The following is an 18930-nucleotide window of genomic DNA, read 5'->3' as shown; positions in this document are numbered from 1 at the left end:
GTTCGGATATCTATTTATGCCGACTGTTTCCGCCCGCGATGCCCTCCGATATGCGATGAGCGACGAAATGTTGAAACTCTACGGTGTACTCATCGGGTCGTGGGTCGTGGCGTTTTTTGCACAGTTCGTGTTACAAACCTCGTTTCAACCGATCGTGACGTTCGGTGCAGGTGTCCTCCTCCTCGCAAGTGCCGTTACGCTCCTGAGTGGTGGTGTTGCGATCGCGTACAAACTGCTTGCCGAAAGCTGACCGAGGGGACGAACCGGAAAACGAGCGTCCGTATGTACTGAATCCCCCAACTGCTGGAAGTGGTCCACCTTACTGCTGGAAATGGTCCTGCAGGATTTCGAGCGTCTTCTCGCGGTCATCCCAGTCAACGAACAGCGCCACGCTGGTCGCGCTGGTAATCAGGTCGTGGACGTTGATATGGGCGTCCGCGACCGGTTGAACGAGTTCGTGGATGATACCCGGTTGGTTTGGGAGTTCGCCGCCAGTGACTCGAATCACGGCGATTGGGTCGTCCACGGTAACGCTGGAGAGCGTCTCCTCGCCGATGACCTCCTGGTGAAGGATGTTTTCGGCTCGCTCCGAAACGTCGGTGTCCACGTAGAACGTGATGCTGTCCATCCCGCTGGCCACCGCATCGACGTTGATGTCGCTATCCCCGAGCGCGGTGGAGAGATCGGATAGGATACCGGGGCGATTTCGCATCGCACGTCCGGCGACGGTCATACAGGAGAGTGGCGATTCCCGCATGTCGATGAGGTTTTCGAACTTGCCGGTGACGCTCGTGCCGCCGGCGAGCAGGTCGCCGTGCTGGTAGTGGACGACGCGAACGTGCAGATCGTCGTCCTTGTACGAAAGCGCCGACGGTGCGACGACTTCCGCCCCGCGGAACGAGAGGTTTCGAAGCTCGTCAACCGTTATTTCGCCGACGTTTCGAGCACCCTCCACGACGCTCGGGTCGCCGGTCATGACGCCCTCCACGTCGGTGACGATGACGACCTCGTCCGCATCCATGTACGTACCGAGCATCACGGCGGTCGTGTCGCTCCCACCGCGTCCGAGGGTGGTGACGCCGCCCTCCTCGTCTTCGGCGAGGAATCCCGTGACGACTGGAACGGTACCGTCCAACGCTTCGGCGAGCTGGGCTGCCCGTTCTTTGGTTATCTCGGCGTTCACTTCTCCGCGAGAATCGGTGACGATTGGCCATCCATCGCTACCGGGTTCGAGGAACAGGGCATCGACCCCGCGCGCGGCGAGAGCGGCTTTGAGCATTCGAACGCTCGTTCGTTCACCCATGCTAACGATTTCGGCCCGGTCGGGTTCGTCCGCGTCGAATTTGATTTCCTCTAGCAATTCGTCGGTGGTGTTACCCATCGCACTGGCGACGACGGCGATTTCGTGACCTGCTTCGACGGCAGCGGCGACGGAGTCTGCGGCCCGGTTGATGCGGTCACCGCTTCCGAGGCTCGTGCCCCCGAATTTGGCAACTACGCGCACCGAACCACCACTCGTGGTCGGTAATTCATGCGCAGGCATAGCAACGGTGACCAGATAACTGCTTTCATGTCCGGAATATCTGCCAGTAGTTGAAGTATGGTCCGAACCCGAGGAAGAAATAGTGTTTATGGGTCGAACCGCGACACGGGAGGGACTCAGTTCGACGAGAGGGAAATACTCGTGCTGTCCGTATCGTCGTTGGTATCAGTAATCCGGAGTTTGACCGTCAGCGACCCACATCTCGGTACAGTGACGGAAATCGAACTTCCCGAATCCTCGTACTGGCCGTCGCCGCCGATGTCCCATTCGAACTGAAGTCCACGACCGATGGAACAGGAGGCGTCGAGTTGGAGGAGGTCCCCTGCGTCGAGATCGTCCCAATCGATGTTCGAAATGGCCTCGATACAAGCCTCGGGGGTCGGCACATCGGTCCCGTCGTCCGGTCCCTCATCAACCGGTAGTCGGTGGTCTTCGTCCGGCCGTTCGGCACATGAATCGAGGACGAAGAAGTTGGAATAGTAGACGTACCGATAGTCGAGCGTCGAACCGGCCGGGTACGTCGCGGCGTACAGTTTTCCGTCCGACACGACGGGTGTTCCGGCAGCAGGCGGGTCTTCGGGTGACGTTTCGAGGTCGCCGCTGTCGAGCAGGTACGACCATTTTCGGTTGCCCGTCGCACTGTCGAGCGCGTAGATGAGCGCTTTGCCTTCGGATGGGTCGGACTCCGAAACGTACTGCCCGCCGAGGTATATCGTTCCGTCACCGACGACCGGACTGCTGAAGAATGCACCCGGGATTTCCGTCGTCCACGCCACGTCACCTGTTTTTGAATCGAGCGCCGTTACCGCCGACCCGTCGCTGTCCGAATCGACGACGAATATGTGTCGTTGCGTGACGGCGGGTCGGCCGTCCCACGCGTTTTCGGTCTCCCGATACGACCACTCCATTTCTCCGGTGTCCGCCGACCGTGCTTGGACCCGAATGCGGTCGTCGTCCCCTACGAGATACTCGTTTCTCGTGTAGTAAACCAACCCGTCACGAACCGACGGGTTTCCGAGCGTACCCCGCTCGGGTTTTACCTGCCACTCGGTCGAGCCGTCTTCCGCGTCCAGCGCGGTGCCGTCGCTGACGAAAACGGTCCCATCGGTGTAACTCAGCGCGTCGTCGATATCATCGGATAGGCTGTCGACGCCATCCGCTTCCCAGACGGTCTCCCCAGTCATACGGTCGAATGCGAACGTTGCATTCTTGTTCGACGTATATATTCGATCTTCCGTGACCACCGGTGGGGACCAATAGTCGTGGTCCGTGCGAGACCACATCGTGTCGCCGCTGTCCGCGTCGAGTGCGTAGAATCCGACGTCGTCAGAATCGGACGTTTCCGGAACTTTCGTCGCGATGTAAATCATCTCGTCGCCGACTGTGGGCGTTTTTGGGGCAGGGATGTCCGAACGGGTCCATTTCGCAACGCCGCTTTCGAGATCGTACGCGCCGAAACTTCCGCTGAATTCCCCGGGCGTGTCGTTCGTCGTCACGGCGAGGTACAGCGTGTCGTCGGCAACGATGGGTTCGGAATGGTACATGCTCCCGTCCAAATCCGTCTTCCAATCGGTCACGGGATATGGCGTCGGGCCGCGATCATCGGTGGTTCCTGTTCGTCCCGGACCCGACCGAGGGCCAGTCCAACCGTCGGGGCGGGCCCAGTTCGAACGCCCCTCACGTCGAGCGATGGAAATACCGCCGTACCCTGCGACAGTCGTTACAGTGCCGATAGTTTTCAGAAACGTTCGACGAGTGTTTCCGTACTCCGATGTGTGGCGTTTTTCACTCATATTTCACAGATTTAAACCCAACGAATAGACGCTTTGTTATGGTGTCCTTGAACTCAACATTTTACCTTCAGGCTCTGTATAACAATGTTCTGGACAGTGTTTGATCAAGACATGCGTCGGAGAGAAATAATCGAACACCAAAGCGAAAATACACCGCCAACGAGTCAGACGCCAACCGCAGCGATCCGACCGAAAGACGCGTGCGATCCATCCGGAGGAAGGATCTAAATGCCGACCTACGACATCGTGAATCAAGGCGCGGACGATACCGGAGGCACCGCGATCGATTCCGTTCTCAACGGTCTCATCGGTGGTGATACGACCGTCATCTTCCCGCCAGGCACGTACAAGCTCAACGAACTTGTCGTCCCGTCAGGGACGGATGACTTCGAACTCATCGCGCCAGATGGAGCACGTCTCGTCCCCGGAGTGTCGGACGACAATCAGCGCTGGATAGATGTCTCCTCGAACGGGTTCGTGCTGGATGGTTTCGAACTCGACATGCGAAACACCCCCCTCCCACCCTTCGTCCGAATGAACTCCGAGTCAGGGAACTGGGAACTCAGACGGCTCATCACCCGTGGTCGAGTCCGAGCAGCCACGGACACGAACGTCGGGTCGAACAGTTCGAGCGAGGCACGAACGTACTTTCGACTGTCCGCAGCGGCGGGAAAGCGCGGTCTCCTACAGGATTGCTACTTCCACGAGGGAGCGTGCGAGCCGACGGAAGCGGGCAATCGCCGAGCCATCCTGGTCGAGTCGGCAGCGGGCGCGCTCACGTTCAACCGATGTTGGTTCGAAAACTGGGGCGAAAACACGATATACGCCAAGAAACCCGCAGGGAGGCTGAAAATACTGAACTGCTATGTCCGTAATTCACAGAATGGACTGCGACTCGGTGGCAACACCGACGTCCAAAACCACGTCTCGATAAAAGACGACCAGCACCCTCGACAGGCGTGGTCGAACGGGTCGCTCCAGCGCGGCGTGAACGCGGAAGCCACTGATCCGGCGGATTCGTCGGCGGGTATCAACACCTACGACGGAACGCTCACCGTCGCTGACAGCGACTTCTATCACCGGTATTCGGACAGCAGTTGCGGTGGAGCCATCACGGCGCCGACGCCGTGCCAGCGCATCGACGTTCAGAACGTTCGTATCAGCTACGACTCCAGGAAAGGCCACGACGCCATCTACACGCTGAACGGAAGGATGAGCGATGGGACGACACCCAACCTGGAGTATCTCCAGCTTCAGAACGTTCACGTTCGCAACGATCACAACTCACAGTACGCCATCTCGCTCGAGCAGCTTCCGGACACGTGGGGGACCGTCTCTGGCGTTCTGGGCGGTAGCGGTGCGGCGACCGATTCGTCCTACGTGAGCGAGCGGATGACGATCGGCGGCAACCCGACAGCGCCGGATACGACACCCCCGCTACCGAGTCCACCACCGCTGGGAGAAGTGCCGATGGAACCGTCACAGCTCGTCCGTATCGACAACAAGGGCAACAATAGTGCAACGACCTATCGGATTACAGCAGGGGACTACGCCCTCCCGGCGGGCAACGACGGCGCGACGATAACCATGTCGTGGGGGCCGAACGGGGAACCGAGACGACCGCCGAATTCGGCGGTCGCCACCGGGACGGTTCCAGCAGGAAAAGTGTACGCGTTCTACGTGACCGGTGGCATCGTTTCGACTGAAGCGAATGGACCAGCAACATGGACAGTCGATGGTGAGCCCTTCGATCCGAACGCCAGGAGTATATTCGTCACGAACACGATCACTAGTGACTATCAACAGAACAGAAAACAGTGGCAACAGGCTGACTCGGTCGTTCCGCAGAACGGCATCGCCATCGCGAAACCGCTGTCGTTCGACGGTGGGAATCCAGTGCACACCCGTCTCCGAAACGTTGACGATGGTTCCTTCGAGTACAAACTCGAAGAGTGGGTATATCTAGACGGAGCACACGTGAGCGAGACGTTCCACACGCTCGCCACGGAACCGGGCGAGTTCGAACTGCAACTCAACAGCGGTTCCTCGTATCGGGTGAAGTCCGGGGAAGCCGCGGTCTCGAGCAAAGGAAAGACCGTATCGTTGGGTAATTTCTTCGGGTCGGAAGCACCAGTCGTTCTGGCACAGGTTCAGACGTTTGACGGCTCCGATCCGATCGTCACACGACTGTCGGATATTTCGAACAGTTCGTTCGGGGTGACGATTCAGGAGGAAGAAGCGAGGGATGGGCACTTGGATGAAACGGTCGGCTACATCGCACTCGAACAAGGAACAGGACGGATCGGAAACCAGCCGTTCGAGGTACGGCGGACCGGGACCACCATCACGGACAGCTGGACCCGGCTGTCATTCAACCAACAGTACGAGTCACCGCAGTTCGTCGCCAACATGCAAACGATGAACGGAGTAGACACGGCGAATCTGCGGTATCGAAATCTCACTGGAACCGGCGTCGAGATCAAGATTCAAGAAGAACAGAGCTTGGACAGCGAAATGGAACATACCGAGGAAGTGGTCGGATTCGCTGTGTTCGAAGGGGCAGTCTGAGAACGCTCTTAGGGTATTCGACCCGGTATCGTCACTTCATCGTGTCGAGTGTCGATTGTGCGTCCGAAGCAGGATGTTGTCGATCGTTCGGTGCGGATTCGGACGAGTCGTCGAGCATCTCCTTCGACTTTTCGAGTTCTTCCACTGGATCGAACGTCACCAACCCCTTGGTATCAGTGTATTCGTAAGCGACCCATTCCGGGACCGTAAGAACGCTGTTCATTTTCCGGATTCGAATACGTTTGACGAGAACGTCCTCGATTATCGAGCCGTTCAACTGCAGTTCGATGAAGCCATCCACGACGTAGCTCAAGTCGTGTGGAAAGATGTCCTCCTCTCCGACGAAAGTGGCACCTGCGAACACCGGAACGAATCGACCCTTACAAACGTCTGCTCGAACGTCTTTCACGAAATCGTAGGCCTGTACGGGCTGAACGAGCGTTCCAAACTCCGTCAGCGAGTCGAACACTACGATACCGATATCGCCCATCGAGAGCGATTCGAGGCAGTTATCGAGTTTGTGCTGCAGTTCGCTCGTATCGGTCGGGTCACGGACAGTGGTCGTGACGGACCTGGTAATTCGATGCAGAAACTGGTTCCAATCGTCCATTCGGGCGAACATCCGGTTGCGGTCGCCGACCCGATAGGTGAAACAATCGATGATATGAAACAGTCCCGCTTCGAGATACGGGAGGACGTTCCATTCCAACGAGAGGAACTGTTCGACGATAGAAATGGGTGGTTCAGTAAAGCTGAGGATAACTGCGGGTTCATCGCGCTCCAGTGTTCGCCAGATGAGTTCAGTTTGAATCGCGTTGTCCCGGGTACCGCCCTCACCCGAAATCAGGACGAAGGAGTTCCGCGGAAGACCCTCGGGAAGATGATCGTCCAGCGCCGACACACCCGTCACGATTTGTCGAAATCCGTGATACTCGGTAAACACTCGATCGTTTTCTCTCATCTCGTCTCGACACGTTTCCGAGCAGAACTCGTACGTATCCCCCTCGTACTCCAGCACAACGGAGTTCTCGTGACAGAGAAGACGGCAGAAATCACATCGCTCCTGGCCGTTGTCGCTGGGTGTGTCACTCATACTCAATCGTTGGTACTCGAACGAAATGAAGCTACTCCCGGTTTTAATGTGGGGGAGCGAGAAATACCACCCATGCGTGTCCGAGATGCGGTAGAGGCGGACGGAGGACGCCTCGCGGCGCTCGCCGATCTTCCGACCGAAGTGATGGCCGACGTGGTTCATGACCGAACGGTCTGTGTGGCGGAATCCAACGAAAAAATCGAAGGATTCGTCGGCTTCGAGGCGGACGAGAAAGCAGTTCACGTCACACACCTCTTCGGGGAACGATCGGCTTGCGAACATCTCATCGCCGAACCGGTTCGCTTCGCGGAGCGCGAATCGATGCCGGTCGAGATACTGCTCCCCGAACCAAAACCGGAGATCGTTGCTGTCGCCGAAAGCACCGGATTCGAGGAGACCGAATCGGGGCCGTGGTTCGACGGGAAACGAACCCGTCGGTTTCGACTGGAGAATCCGAAGACCGAATCAGAGTGACCGGGGCACACGGTAGCGATCACCATCGGACGAACGCTCGCTTTCGAAACGTATTTTAATCTCACCCGACTACGAAGAGATGCGTGTCCGGGTTGGGGTAGTGGACTATCCTCCAGCCTTGTGGAGGCTGGGACGCGGGTTCGATTCTCGCACCTGGACCTTTTTCAGCGAACAAATCGGTAAGCGCTGGGTAGCGGACGCTCTATCGCGAGGGGAAAAACACGTTATACGCGAACGGTTTCCCGAAAAACCGTTCGAGACAACTGTCAAACCGAAAAACGGAACGTTACGCTTCGGCGGAGTAGTCGACGGTGATCTTCTTGACGCCGTAGATGTCGTCCCAGTCTTTGTCTTCGTCCATCAGCAGAATCAGTATCGTAACCTCACCGTCCTCGGTTTCCGTCTTTTTCAGCCCGCCAGGACGAACGTCGATGGTATACTCGCCGTTCTCGTTCTGGCTGACCTCCTGCGATCGCTCGATGAGCGTTCCATCGGTGCGAGTGAATCGGGACCCATTGTCGAGCGAGCCATCGACGTAGACGAGGAAGTAAGGCTCACCCCTCACGGAACCGTGATCCGAAGGGTCGATGTTCTTCATCCGGGTGTCGGCGTTGATTTTCAGGTCGAAATCCGAATAGCCGCCACTGCTGGCCTCGGTTTTATCCACGAGTTCGACGCTCTTGATTCGACCCTGTTCTCGATCTTCATCCGCCATTTTGTTCTGGAGTGGTGTATTCGGGGGCGTAGGCTTCGACCACGAATCCGATGACGTCGTCGAGGTGGCAGTGGTTTCCGAAGCGAACGTGGTTGACGACCCGATTGTCGTCCCTTCCGTTGTCGTCTTTTCGACCGTATCCGTAGTCATTTGTGCGGTTGTCGTCGTTCCCGTAGTCGTCTTCGAGCCTTCGGATGGCCCCAAGCCGCTACAGCCTGCGAACAAAACGACAACAACGACTGCTATCGCGGTGAATCGTTGGCGATCCATACGTTTCCGTCGTAACGCCATTGGAGGATTATTATGAGTATCGTAACGCGCTGATTATGGATTTCGTAATAACTAGACGAAGACATTCGAATCTGAAAGATACCGGGCTTCGAGACATGGGGAGGGTAATCGACGATGACGCAGTGTTTTTGCTTTCTGGTGGATATCCAACTAAGAATCCCACATATATCAGTAAATAGTACGGTAACAGCCAATTACTTAATTAGATGAAGAAGGGTAGAAGAACCAAGTCCATCCAAACGGCCAACTGGTTTGCTGCTGAAACGGAGCAACTTGGCGACGATGGCGTTCACCAGTATACGCTGGTTGCCCCATTCACGATGGATCCAACGCGTCCGGTGAGTCTCTGCGTCGCCGATGCGGTGACTGCAGTTGCCGAGTCGTCCGGTCAGACGGCGCTCACGCTCTACGAATATCTGGACCCCGATGGACTCGATGAAATCGTCGAGGCAAGTTCGGACAAACGGAGCGAGGTAGAGATCCGGTTCACCGTCGAGGAGTATTTGATCATCGTCCGGAGTCCGCACACGATTCTCGTTTACGAGCCGGAAGAAAAGACGGTCAGTTGAAGTCGCCCAAGCCAGTCTGAGAGTCTTCATCAGCAGCCACTTCTTCGACCAGGTCCGGCGAATCGTTTTTCGGACTGTTCACTCGTTTCGACACGGGATACGCGCGCATCTCGTCGCCAGGGAACGGGTCAAGCAGGGGTCGCAGTTCGTCTTCGTCGCCATGAAGCCACCGTGATTCTTCGTCCGGGGCCAAAATCACCGGCATTCGGTCGTGTATCTCGCCAACGAGGTCGTTCGGTTCGGTCGTAACGACGGTAAACGACGCTCTCGACGCTCCGTTCTGCCACGGTTCCCAGAGCCCAGCCATCGCAAACGGCTTTGCATCCGCTCGGGTCATCCGGTAGGGTTGCTTTCCGGTGGCTGTTTTCTTCCAGTCGTAGAATCCATCGGCAAGGACGAGACACCGACGCTCCCGAAACGCATCCCGAAAACTCGGTTTCTCGGCCAGTGTCTCCGCCCGAGCGTTGATGTGACCGCTGCCGAATTCGTCGGCCCAGTGGGGAACGAGACCCCACGTCGGAAAGTGCATCTCATCGGACGCGTCGTTCCGGACCACGGGATGTTCCTGTCCGGGAGCGACGTTGTATCGGGGGCGAAGTGGACGGACGGGGGTTGCGTCGAATCGCTCCGACAGGTCGGTCTCCGGAGCGAACAGTGATAAACGGCCGCACATAATCGATACTCCGTCGGGAACGAGGTTAAACACGACGGCGAAGAGGGAACGGCAACCAAACATAAATCACATCCGGACGAATCGAGGTCATGAGCGTCATCGCCGATTTTACCGTGCCTCCGGAGCATTTCGTCCTCGCACACACGATGCACGACGGTCCGGGCGTAGCGGTCGAAATAGAACGCGTAGTCGTTCGGACAGAGTCGAGTCTCACCCCGTATTTCAGAGCGACCGGAAGCGCGCTCGACACCTTCGAGGAGAGTATCGAGGACGACGGAACCGTGACAAACATAACGACGCTCGAACGTGTCGAAGACGAGCGGTTCTACCGTGCTCGATGGACGCGAAACGTCGACCACCTCATCACGGGGCTTCGTGACGCCGAAGCGACCGTCATGCACGCCAGAGCGAGCGATGGCGAGTGGGACCTTCGAATGCTGTTCCCCAACCGAAGCGCGCTGTCGGGGTTTTACGACCACTGTAGTGCGGAGTACGACTATACACTGAAGGGAGTGTTCGACCGCTCGAATCCAGCCACGTTCGGCGAATACGAAGTGACACCGGAACAGCGCGATACGCTGGTTTTGGCGCTCGAAAACGGGTACTTCGAGGTACCTCGACGAATCACGATGGACGAGCTGGCGGAGGAGTTCGGCATCTCGACACAGTCGGTTTCACAGCGACTCCGACGCGGTCACGCGAACGTGCTTCGGAACACGCTCGCCCCGAGAGACACCGAAATCGACGCGGCGGAGGACAACTGAATATTCAGTTTCCAAGCGTGGTTCGACTTAAAAGGGATTGGATATTCAGCCACTAAATTTGCATACTTTCATCCCTTCACGATACGTATGGGAGAAACGCTTGGGTTAAAGGAAGCGATAGCGATGGCCCTCGGAGGCATGATCGGCGGGGGTATCTACTCGGCGTTCGGTATCGTCGTCGCCATCTCCGGAAAAATCGCGTGGCTGGCGTTCGGCATTGCCGGATTCATCGCGTTGTGTGCCGGCTATAGCTACGTCCAACTGAACGAGCTGACGGATGATAACGGCGGAGCACCGACATACATCGAAGAGATAGTCGAAAATTCGACGGTGGCAGGAATGACCGGATGGACGCTCCTGTTCGGGTACATCGGGTCGATGGCGCTGTACGCCTACGCCTTTTCGTCGTTCTTCTCGGAGCTCATCGGGCGGCTTCAGATGGCCCTCGTGATTCCGGTAGTGAACTACGAACTCCTGGTACCGATTCCGAACCTGATTTCCGTTCTCCTCATCGGACTGTTCGTTGGCCTGAACCTCCTCGGTGCCGCCGAAACGGGCAAGGTAGAGGACGTGCTGTCCTTCTTCAAGGTCGGCGTCATCGCCATCTTCGGAGCGTGGGGCGTCTGGTTCGCCTACACCGGACAGACACTCACTCTTGGCTTTTCGGAGTTGGGGTTCAGCCCGATTATCGGCGCGGCGATGTCGTTCGTCGCGTTCCAAGGCTGGCAGTTGCTGATGTACGATCAGTCGCAGTTCGAAAACCCCACGGAGAACATCAGGAAGGCGATTTACATCTCGATACCGATAGCGACCTTGCTGTACGTTTTGGTCGCGTTTACCACCGTCAGCATCCTCGAACTGTCGGTCATCGCGGTATCACCCGAAGTTTCGCTGCTGTACGCCGCCCTTCCCTACATGGGTTCGATTGGGGCGTTCATCATCGGAATCTCCGCGTTGTTCTCGACCGCCAGTGCCGTGAACGCCACGCTGTTCAGCGGCGCACAGTTCTCCCGTGACCTTATCGACAAGGGGCTTTTACCGGAGCGGTTCAGTGCGAGCGACGACGAGGGAGTTCCATCGAAACTCGTCATCGTTCTGGGCGTCCTTTCGGCCGCGTTCGCGGTGTACGGGAGTCTTCGAAGCATCACTTCCTTCGCGTCGCTCGCGTTCATCGCCGTCTTCGGCGCGATGAGCTATCTGGCATTCCGCCAGCGAGACGAGATAGACGACATGATAGTCGCCCTGCCAGTTATCGGAATGGTCGGCTGTGTAGCCTTCTTCCCGCTCTTGCTCTACAACCTCTACCTGAACAGTCCGAGCACGTTCTTCCTCGTGCTCCTTATCGGCGTGGTCGTCATCGGTGTCGAGCTGATTTACTTCGAGCGACAGCCAATCGAGGACGCGATTCCGGGGGTCAGCAAGTAACCATGAACGAAAATTCGAACACGATCGACCGTCGCACCGCCCTCAAAGGAATCGGCGCAGTCGCCGGGTCCGCGGCACTCGCTGGATGTACTGGCGTCGCTGGTAGGTCCGGCGAACAGTTGCGTTACGCGCAGGTTCTCACACCGGTCTCGCTCGACCCTATCGCGGTGGACGACCCGTGGTCCGGCCAAGTCCAGTCGCTCGTCTTCGAAGGATTGTACACCTACGATTTCGGGATGAATCTCGTTCCGGTGCTAGCGAACGGGAAACCGAAACGGAGCGACGATGGTAAAAAGTACACCGTCGAACTCCGCGATGAGGCTCGCTTTCAGAACGGAACGTCGGTCACGGCCGAAGACGTAACATACAGTTTCGAGAAGCCGAATCAGGAGGAGACGCCGCCACCAACCAAGTGGCACGTCGATATGATTCGGTCGATGAAGACGCTCGGTGAAAAGAAAGTGGAGTTCGCCCTCGAGAACCCATACCCGGGATTCGAGCATACGCTGACGCGACCGGTCGTACCGAAATCGATTCGAGAGGAGGACCCGGCGGCGTTCGGAAAAAAGATGACGATAGGCTCTGGTCCGTACCGGATCGACCGATTCAAACCCGGAAAGTACGCTACCCTGACATCGTGGAAAAACCACTGGCGGTCACAGGGAGAGCCGATTCGACGGGCAAAGTTCGTCCCCAATCACGCCGGGTTGGCGCGGACAATGAGTTTGAAAACGGGACAGAACGATATCGTCGAGCGAATCCAGCCGAAACTCTGGCAGACGACGAAGGACTTTCCGGATTCGACGGTCGTCTCGGCCGAGAGCTATCACTACCATTTCGTCGGATTCAACTGCAGTAGCGGGACGCCGACGGCAAAGCCAAAAGTACGCGAAGGTATCGACGCCTTGCTCTCGATGGACGAATTGGTAAAACACCTGGTCGAACCTGCGGGACGGCGACAGTATGGACCGCTCCCCCGACAGGTTGCAAAATCGTGGGATATGCCACTCGAAGAGTGGAAAAGGATTCCAAAAAAGAAGAGCCACCACGAGGCGAAGAAACTCATTAAGGGGGAAGCGGGCCTGAAATCGTGGAGTCCGAAGATCGCGGTTCCGGGGACGAAGAGTTCGGGCGATAAGATGCGCGAGAAAGTAGCCGAGACCATCGTTCACGGTCTGAAGAAGATGGGATTCCGAAAGGCACGAACAGTGAAGTATCCGTGGCCCAAGTTCCGCGAACTGGTCACCAACGGCGACCAGGGGAACTATGCCATGTTCGTCGGGTCGTGGGCGGGCTATCCCGACCCCGACACGTTCCTCTATCCCCTGTTCCACAGCAACAACGAGGGGCTGACCAACGGCACTTACTACCGCGATGAGAGCGTGATGAAGCAAATCGAGAACGCTCGGCGGACGTCGAACCGCGGGAAGCGACAGCGGCTATACGAAGAGAGTATTCGAACCATCCTCGAAGAGCGGGTTCACCTTCCGGCCTACACGCTTCATAACAGTTTCGGGGTGAAAAACAGGGTTTCGGGGTTCCGACCACATCCCATCTCACAAGTCAATCCGCTCCTCGTGAGTCCCGATGGGTCCATGTCGTTGGACGAGTAGCGACGGTAAATCAAAACGGTTGTTCGCTCGGCGTCAACTCTTCCTCCTCCGAGCGCCCACTGCTTTTGATGATGTCGAACGCCGTCATCAAGTCCGTTCGAGAGATGATACCCGCGACGTTTCCGTCGGTGTCGATAACCGGCAATCGACCGATACCATGCTGCTGAATGGTTTCGAGGGCGTCCAGCGCGTTGCTGTCGGCGGGAATCGTTTTCACGTCGGTAGACATCACTTCCCGAACTCGATAGGCGTCGCGTTCGACCGGTCGAACGCTCCGCGCGTCGTCCAGCGTTATCATGCCAACGAGATCGCCGTCCTCGATGACTGGATAGCCGGTGTGACGCTGTCGGAACATCATCTCCAGCAGGTCGGCAATCGAGGTGTCCGGTGAGACGGTCTTGAGGTCTTCTTCAGGTGTCATCACGTCGCGAACACGAACGTCCCGGAACGCAGCCGAGAGAACCGTTTGTTGGGCTTCGCCGGTTGCACCGATGTAGATGAAGAAGGCGATACCGATGAGGATGATGTTCCCTCCGAGCAGCCCGAACAGGCCAAGCAGAATGGCGAACAACTTCCCCACTTCGGCGGCGGTTTGGGTTGCCTCGGCGAATGGACGAGTTCGCGCAAGCAACGCACGAAGGACTCTGCCACCGTCCATCGGGAAGCCCGGGAGGAGGTTGAACGCGGCGAGCACGAGATTCATCAGCGCGAGGTAGCCGACCACGAACCGGACTGCTTCCAGTTGAATGGGGATGGCGAACAACGTGAGATACGAGGCCACACCGAGTACGATACTGACGACCGGGCCAGCGATAGCGATGAGGAGTTCTTCGAGCCAGTCTTCGGGCTGGTCGGTAAGTCGGGCGATGCCCCCGAAAATCCACAGCGTGATGGAATCGATGGGAAACCCGAACCGCATCGCAACGACCGAATGGCCGAGTTCGTGGAGGACGACGCCAACGAATAGACCGACCGCGGCGGCGGCACCTAACACCCATGGCATCATTCCGGACGAAAGCGGTTCTGCCGTCAGTCCAAGCCCCCACAACCGGTTCAGTGTCTCCACCCAAAGATCGACCTGCGTTCCGATGAGCCATGCGAACACGGGTAGGATGAGCAGGAACGTGAGGTCTAGTTTGATCGGGATGCCAAACGCACTCCCGATTCGAAAGCTACGCATGGGAGTATCTAGCGGCGGAAACGTCTTAAAGTTCGTCGCGCTCGCATCGTCTCCGAAGTATTCAAGGGGACGCTCCGGGGAGGAAATAGCGTGACTGGTCCCGACTATTTCAAGCGGACAGCAGTAACCCGCCTCGCGGTCGAGTCGGCCGATCGTGGCCGCCTGCTGGCGATGGTGCGCGAGTGGAAGCGGGGGTGTCAAATCGCGGTCAACACCGCGTGGGGCGACTGCCATACGCGCAGTGAGGTACAGCAACTCGCCTACGACGTCCTTCGCGAGCGTACCGATCTCGGCAGTCAGCACGCGGTTCTCGCGACGCATCGCGCTGCCGAAGCGATAAAAGGAGCCCTCGATAGAAGCGACGGGGATACCGAAACTGCTGTAAAGCCGGAATTCACCAGTCCGACGGTCGTGTACGACACCCGGACCATGACGCTGTTCGATGACCGGAGCGTCAGCCTGACCACGACCGAAGACAGAGTTCAGTGTGACCTCGTCTTTCAGGACGGCGGATACCAGACGCAGTATTTGAACGACGACCGCTGGGAACCTGCAAAGAGCAGCCTTCGCTACCGTAACGGGGAGTTCGATTTACATCTCGGATTTCGTGCCGAGCGTCCCGAAATCGGAGCATCCAACGACAACGAACCGTCGGACGAAGGTGCGACAGTTCTCGGCGTCTCGCTCGGTGTCGATAGTTTGGCGGTGACGAGCACGGCACGGTTCTTCTCCGGCGATGAACTCTCTCATCGACACCGTGAGTTTGCCGAACTGCGCACCGACCTCAACGAAACTGACACTCGAAGCGCACTCCGAACGCTTCGACAGGCCGGTGAACGAAACGACAGTTTCGTTCGGGACACCCTCCACACCGTCGCTGGCGGAATCGTACGCGAGGCAGAACAGTACGCTTGTTCGGTCATCGCGTTTGGCGAACTCGAAGCAGTACGCGAGACACTCCCCAAAGCCGACGACTTCCACGCGTGGGTATTCGACCGACTGTTCGATTTCGTCGCCTATCGGGCAGAAGAGCGTGGAATTACGGTCGTGCAGGTGAATCCGGAGTATACGAGTCAGCGATGTACGTCCTGCGGGTTCACCCACCCACAGAATCGCGATATCGAGCGCAATCATTTCGAATGCCTGAAATGTGGCGACGAGGCGAACGATCATTACAACGCGGCGAAAAACGTCGGCTTCCGTTGCATCCGTCGCGGACCGCTTTCGTCGCGCGGCGTCGGTGCAAGATACTGCGCACTCGGGTCGGGACGAGTAACACCGGACGGGGATTTCGTTCCGAACGAGGAGTTCGCTGAAGTGCAAAAACATTAGCCCCCATGCCGTGAATGGCGACCATGGTCGAACCAATCGTACGAAAACCGGACGATATCGAATACGAAGCAGTCGGGGCCGCGGACGGAATGTCGAAAGGAGTCCTCATCGGTGACCGACAGGAGGCGCCGAACTTCGCCATTCGGAGATTCACGCTCGAACCGAACGCGAAGGTTCCGGAGCACACGAACGAAGTCGAACACGAACAGTACGTGCTGGAGGGAGAGTACATCGTCGGCATCGGGGACAAGGAATACGAAGTCAGCGCGGGCGATTCACTGCTTATACCAGCGGGTGCCGTTCATTGGTATCGAAACGAGGGCGACGAATCTGGTGCCTTTCTCTGTGCAGTGCCGAACGGAGACGATGAAATCAACCTCGTCTAGCGCGATCCGGTCTATCGACGCTCGGAGAGCGAAACCACGGCATCGATAGATGTCGACACCCACGCTTCTTCCGCTCGCGTATCGCGCATTCGAATGAGCGGTCGTTCGTGATCCGATCCATCCTCTATCTCCAGAACGATCTTCTCATCGAACCGCCGTGGGAGTTCTTCTTCTTGCGTGCCTTCCATTCGTTTTGTCCACCTTGAGGGCGCAGCAGTGCGCTGTCCGGTGTTAGCGAACGAACCGGCTTTGTTATGAGCCGGTTGCAAAACGGTATTCGCGGAATAACGCTCTCTCACGGGTGTTATTGGACGGTTGATGGATTTTAAGGACCGATTTCCAGAACAGTTGCTATCGCCTACCACGGTCCGAAAGTAGTACGCAGGGCGACCGTGAGATTCGTTCAGTCCGAATCGCTCAAATAGCTTCACCGTATAGAATTCGTCGTGTCGAAGCAGGCCCAGCAGGTGGAAACGCTCTTCTGCCACGAGACGGATCGGGGCTATCAGATCGTTCCCCAACGGGACGGTGAGCGACTGTTCCGGGGAATTCTCGAACTCAAAGAAACGAGTGCCGGGCCGCGACCGGGCCGGTTTGTGGTGAAGAACGGGTCGAGCGAAAAACCGCGGAACCCGGATGAATTCATCGAACTCGCGCGAGGTGCAGACCGTATCCGTATCTCACAGCAGACCTCCCGTGATGGACGTGCGGAATTGAAGGAGATGCTTTCGGGCTATCAGCTCGATGCGACAGCAGTTCGAACCTGTCGACTGTGTGCTAACAAAGGCGAATACTCTCCCATCAGCAGTGAGACGGCCATCGACGCGGGCAACGAATATATCTGTCCCGACTGCGCGACGGAGGAGTTGGAACGAGAACTCGCCTTCAGGGGAGACCTAACGGGGGCCGCACAGGACCGTCTGGAGGACTTGTTGTTGGAAGTGCAGGATTTGGAGCGAATAACGAACCTGCTCAAGGGTCGTCTCGACCCCGACTTGACGAAGTTCGACGAAATCAGCGCGAACGTCGACGACGTGGAGTTACAGCGGGTCGATTCACTGAACCTCCATCCGGGTGTCCAGAACCTGCTCGAATCGCGGTTTGAAACCCTGCTCCCCGTCCAGAGTCTCGCAGTACAGAACGGACTGCTCGACGGCGACGACCAACTCGTCGTCAGCGCGACGGCGACCGGAAAGACCCTCGTCGGGGAGATGACGGGACTCGACCGCGTACTGAACGGGCAAGGAAAGATGCTCTTTCTGGTGCCGTTGGTCGCGCTAGCGAACCAGAAGCACGAGGATTTCGAGGAGGAGTACGGCGACCTCGCGAACGTGACCATCCGCGTCGGTGCGAGTCGCGTGCGCGATGACGGAAACAATTTCGACCCGAGTGCGGACATCATCGTCGGCACCTACGAGGGTATCGACCACGCGCTCCGAACCGGACGCGATCTGGGCGACATCGGGACGGTCGTCATCGACGAAGTTCATACCCTGCAAGAACAGGAGCGCGGTCATCGACTCGACGGCCTCATCTCGCGGTTGAAATACTACTGTGAGAGGCGTGCAAAACGAAAACAGGAGTACGGTGGTGCACAGTGGGTGTATCTCTCCGCGACGGTCGGGAACCCGCGCGACCTCGCAGGGGCGCTAGAAGCCAATCTGGTGGAGTTCGAAGAGCGTCCAGTCGCGCTGGAGCGCCACGTCACCTTCGCCAGCGGGCAAGAAAAACCGAACATCGAGAACAAGCTGGTCAAGCGTGAGTTCGACCGCGAATCGTCGAAGGGGTATCGCGGCCAAACCATCATCTTCACCAACTCGCGACGACGCTGTCACGAGATTTCGAGAAAACTGGAATACAACGCCGCACCCTATCATGCCGGACTGGATTACGGGCGACGAAAGAAGGTCGAACGCATGTTCGCCGAGCAGGAACTTTCGGCGGTCGTGACGACTGCAGCGCTCGCCGCCGGCGTCGATTTCCCGGCCTCACAGGTCATCTTCGATTCGCTCGCAATGGGTATCGAATGGCTCACCGTCCAGGAGTTCCACCAGATGCTCGGGCGTGCTGGACGCCCGGATTATCACGACCGCGGAAAGGTGTACGTCCTCGTCGAACCCGACGGAAGCTATCACAACAGCATGGAGATGTCGGAGGACGAAGTGGCGTTCAAACTCCTGAAAGGCGAGATGGAAGACGTGCGGACGCTCTACGACGAGAGCGCCGCTATCGAGGAAACGCTGGCGAACGTTACGGTTGGCGGCAAGGCCGCGAAGCGGCTGAACGACCGAATGATCGGCGATGTGCCGACGAAGCACGCCGTCGGAAAGCTCCTCGAATACGAGTTCATCGACGGCTTTTCACCGACGCACCTCGGCCGCGTCATCACGAGTCACTTCCTCGCACCGGACGAGGCCTTCCGAATCGTGGACGGTATCAGGAAGGACAAGCATCCGTTCGACATCGTCGCCGACCTCGAACTGTTCGGTGATGACGAGTGACAGGCGCGGG

General features: G+C 57.7%; 17 protein-coding genes and 1 tRNA gene. 11 read left to right on the top strand and 7 right to left on the bottom strand.

The window, feature by feature from the left end; genetic code table 11:
* Positions 1-16 precede the first annotated feature (16 nt).
* The gene (locus OOF89_RS06845; protein WP_266079549.1) at positions 17-250 is read left to right on the top strand and encodes a hypothetical protein; all 234 of its coding nucleotides are present in this window, start codon (positions 17-19) and stop codon (positions 248-250) included.
* Positions 251-319: 69 nt separating this feature from the next.
* On the opposite strand, the gene OOF89_RS06840 is transcribed toward OOF89_RS06845, so the two are convergent.
* Positions 320-1504, bottom strand: coding sequence for an aspartate kinase (locus tag OOF89_RS06840; protein WP_266079546.1), 1185 nt, complete (start codon positions 1502-1504; stop codon positions 320-322).
* A gap of 155 nt (positions 1505-1659) precedes the next feature.
* Positions 1660-3336 (bottom strand): PQQ-binding-like beta-propeller repeat protein, encoded by a 1677-nt coding sequence (locus OOF89_RS06835; protein WP_266079544.1) that lies wholly within the window; start codon positions 3334-3336, stop codon positions 1660-1662.
* 228 nt (positions 3337-3564) lie between these two features.
* On the opposite strand from OOF89_RS06835, the gene OOF89_RS06830 reads away from it, so the two are divergent.
* Positions 3565-5904, top strand: a complete 2340-nt coding sequence (locus OOF89_RS06830) for a hypothetical protein (RefSeq protein ID WP_266079542.1) — start codon at positions 3565-3567, stop codon at positions 5902-5904.
* Between the two features lie 31 nt (positions 5905-5935).
* Here OOF89_RS06830 and OOF89_RS06825 read toward each other — a convergent pair whose 3' ends face one another.
* Positions 5936-6997 carry an ATPase domain-containing protein gene (locus tag OOF89_RS06825; RefSeq protein WP_266079540.1) on the bottom strand — a complete coding sequence of 354 codons (1062 nt, stop codon included), beginning with the start codon at positions 6995-6997 and terminating at the stop codon, positions 5936-5938.
* A gap of 72 nt (positions 6998-7069) precedes the next feature.
* On the opposite strand from OOF89_RS06825, the gene OOF89_RS06820 reads away from it, so the two are divergent.
* Entirely contained in the window at positions 7070-7471 is a 402-nt protein-coding gene (locus OOF89_RS06820) for a hypothetical protein (RefSeq protein ID WP_266079538.1), read from the top strand.
* 86 nt (positions 7472-7557) lie between these two features.
* Positions 7558-7630 (top strand) — tRNA-His (locus OOF89_RS06815).
* A 127-nt stretch (positions 7631-7757) separates the two neighbouring features.
* On the opposite strand, the gene OOF89_RS06810 is transcribed toward OOF89_RS06815, so the two are convergent.
* Positions 7758-8456, bottom strand: coding sequence for a hypothetical protein (locus tag OOF89_RS06810; protein WP_266079537.1), 699 nt, complete (start codon positions 8454-8456; stop codon positions 7758-7760).
* Positions 8457-8683: 227 nt separating this feature from the next.
* Here OOF89_RS06810 and OOF89_RS06805 point away from each other — a divergent pair, with 227 nt between their 5' ends.
* The gene (locus OOF89_RS06805; RefSeq protein WP_266079536.1) at positions 8684-9046 is read left to right on the top strand and encodes a HalOD1 output domain-containing protein; all 363 of its coding nucleotides are present in this window, start codon (positions 8684-8686) and stop codon (positions 9044-9046) included.
* Here OOF89_RS06805 and OOF89_RS06800 read toward each other — a convergent pair.
* On the bottom strand, positions 9039-9719 hold the full coding sequence (locus OOF89_RS06800; protein ID WP_266079534.1) for an SOS response-associated peptidase: 681 nt from the start codon (positions 9717-9719) through the stop codon (positions 9039-9041). The genes OOF89_RS06805 and OOF89_RS06800 overlap by 8 nt on opposite strands.
* An 89-nt stretch (positions 9720-9808) precedes the next feature.
* Here OOF89_RS06800 and OOF89_RS06795 point away from each other — a divergent pair, with 89 nt between their 5' ends.
* From OOF89_RS06795 to OOF89_RS06785, 3 genes are all read left to right on the top strand, one after another.
* Positions 9809-10483 (top strand): helix-turn-helix domain-containing protein, encoded by a 675-nt coding sequence (locus OOF89_RS06795; RefSeq protein WP_266079532.1) that lies wholly within the window; start codon positions 9809-9811, stop codon positions 10481-10483.
* An 87-nt stretch (positions 10484-10570) separates the two neighbouring features.
* Positions 10571-11908 carry an APC family permease gene (locus tag OOF89_RS06790; RefSeq protein ID WP_266079530.1) on the top strand — a complete coding sequence of 446 codons (1338 nt, stop codon included), beginning with the start codon at positions 10571-10573 and terminating at the stop codon, positions 11906-11908.
* 2 nt (positions 11909-11910) lie between these two features.
* Entirely contained in the window at positions 11911-13521 is a 1611-nt protein-coding gene (locus OOF89_RS06785) for an ABC transporter substrate-binding protein (RefSeq protein ID WP_266079528.1), read from the top strand.
* A gap of 10 nt (positions 13522-13531) precedes the next feature.
* Here the strand turns inward: OOF89_RS06785 and OOF89_RS06780 are convergent, their stop codons facing one another.
* A complete protein-coding gene (locus OOF89_RS06780; RefSeq protein ID WP_266079526.1) occupies positions 13532-14701 on the bottom strand; it encodes a M50 family metallopeptidase in 1170 nt (389 codons plus the stop codon).
* Positions 14702-14791: 90 nt separating this feature from the next.
* Here OOF89_RS06780 and OOF89_RS06775 point away from each other — a divergent pair, with 90 nt between their 5' ends.
* On the top strand, positions 14792-16033 hold the full coding sequence (locus OOF89_RS06775; RefSeq protein WP_266079524.1) for an RNA-guided endonuclease InsQ/TnpB family protein: 1242 nt from the start codon (positions 14792-14794) through the stop codon (positions 16031-16033).
* 23 nt (positions 16034-16056) lie between these two features.
* Complete coding sequence (locus OOF89_RS06770; protein WP_266079522.1) at positions 16057-16419, top strand: cupin domain-containing protein; 363 nt, start codon at positions 16057-16059, stop codon at positions 16417-16419.
* Positions 16420-16430: 11 nt separating this feature from the next.
* Here OOF89_RS06770 and OOF89_RS06765 read toward each other — a convergent pair whose 3' ends face one another.
* The gene (locus tag OOF89_RS06765; protein WP_266079520.1) at positions 16431-16607 is read right to left on the bottom strand and encodes a hypothetical protein; all 177 of its coding nucleotides are present in this window, start codon (positions 16605-16607) and stop codon (positions 16431-16433) included.
* Positions 16608-16865: 258 nt separating this feature from the next.
* Between OOF89_RS06765 and OOF89_RS06760 the strand changes: the two genes are divergently transcribed.
* Positions 16866-18920, top strand: coding sequence for a DEAD/DEAH box helicase (locus OOF89_RS06760; protein ID WP_266079518.1), 2055 nt, complete (start codon positions 16866-16868; stop codon positions 18918-18920).
* Positions 18921-18930 lie beyond the last annotated feature (10 nt).

The organism is Haladaptatus caseinilyticus (genome assembly GCF_026248685.1).
Taxonomy (GTDB): Archaea; Halobacteriota; Halobacteria; order Halobacteriales; family Haladaptataceae; genus Haladaptatus; species Haladaptatus caseinilyticus.
This window is presented reverse-complemented; position numbering and strand designations above follow the sequence as displayed.

Excerpts from the sequence above, each read along its gene's own strand:
- OOF89_RS06810 (WP_266079537.1), bottom strand. The coding sequence starts at position 8,456 with ATGGATCGCCAACGATTCACCGCGATAGCAGTCGTTGTTGTCGTTTTG.
- OOF89_RS06780 (WP_266079526.1), bottom strand. The coding sequence starts at position 14,701 with ATGCGTAGCTTTCGAATCGGGAGTGCGTTTGGCATCCCGATCAAACTA.
- OOF89_RS06820 (WP_266079538.1), top strand. The coding sequence starts at position 7,070 with ATGCGTGTCCGAGATGCGGTAGAGGCGGACGGAGGACGCCTCGCGGCG.
- OOF89_RS06765 (WP_266079520.1), bottom strand. The coding sequence starts at position 16,607 with ATGGAAGGCACGCAAGAAGAAGAACTCCCACGGCGGTTCGATGAGAAG.
- OOF89_RS06800 (WP_266079534.1), bottom strand. The coding sequence starts at position 9,719 with ATGTGCGGCCGTTTATCACTGTTCGCTCCGGAGACCGACCTGTCGGAG.
- OOF89_RS06785 (WP_266079528.1), top strand. The coding sequence starts at position 11,911 with ATGAACGAAAATTCGAACACGATCGACCGTCGCACCGCCCTCAAAGGA.
- OOF89_RS06770 (WP_266079522.1), top strand. The coding sequence starts at position 16,057 with ATGGTCGAACCAATCGTACGAAAACCGGACGATATCGAATACGAAGCA.
- OOF89_RS06845 (WP_266079549.1), top strand. The coding sequence starts at position 17 with ATGCCGACTGTTTCCGCCCGCGATGCCCTCCGATATGCGATGAGCGAC.
- OOF89_RS06835 (WP_266079544.1), bottom strand. The coding sequence starts at position 3,336 with ATGAGTGAAAAACGCCACACATCGGAGTACGGAAACACTCGTCGAACG.
- OOF89_RS06790 (WP_266079530.1), top strand. The coding sequence starts at position 10,571 with ATGGGAGAAACGCTTGGGTTAAAGGAAGCGATAGCGATGGCCCTCGGA.
- OOF89_RS06805 (WP_266079536.1), top strand. The coding sequence starts at position 8,684 with ATGAAGAAGGGTAGAAGAACCAAGTCCATCCAAACGGCCAACTGGTTT.
- OOF89_RS06825 (WP_266079540.1), bottom strand. The coding sequence starts at position 6,997 with ATGAGTGACACACCCAGCGACAACGGCCAGGAGCGATGTGATTTCTGC.
- OOF89_RS06830 (WP_266079542.1), top strand. The coding sequence starts at position 3,565 with ATGCCGACCTACGACATCGTGAATCAAGGCGCGGACGATACCGGAGGC.
- OOF89_RS06795 (WP_266079532.1), top strand. The coding sequence starts at position 9,809 with ATGAGCGTCATCGCCGATTTTACCGTGCCTCCGGAGCATTTCGTCCTC.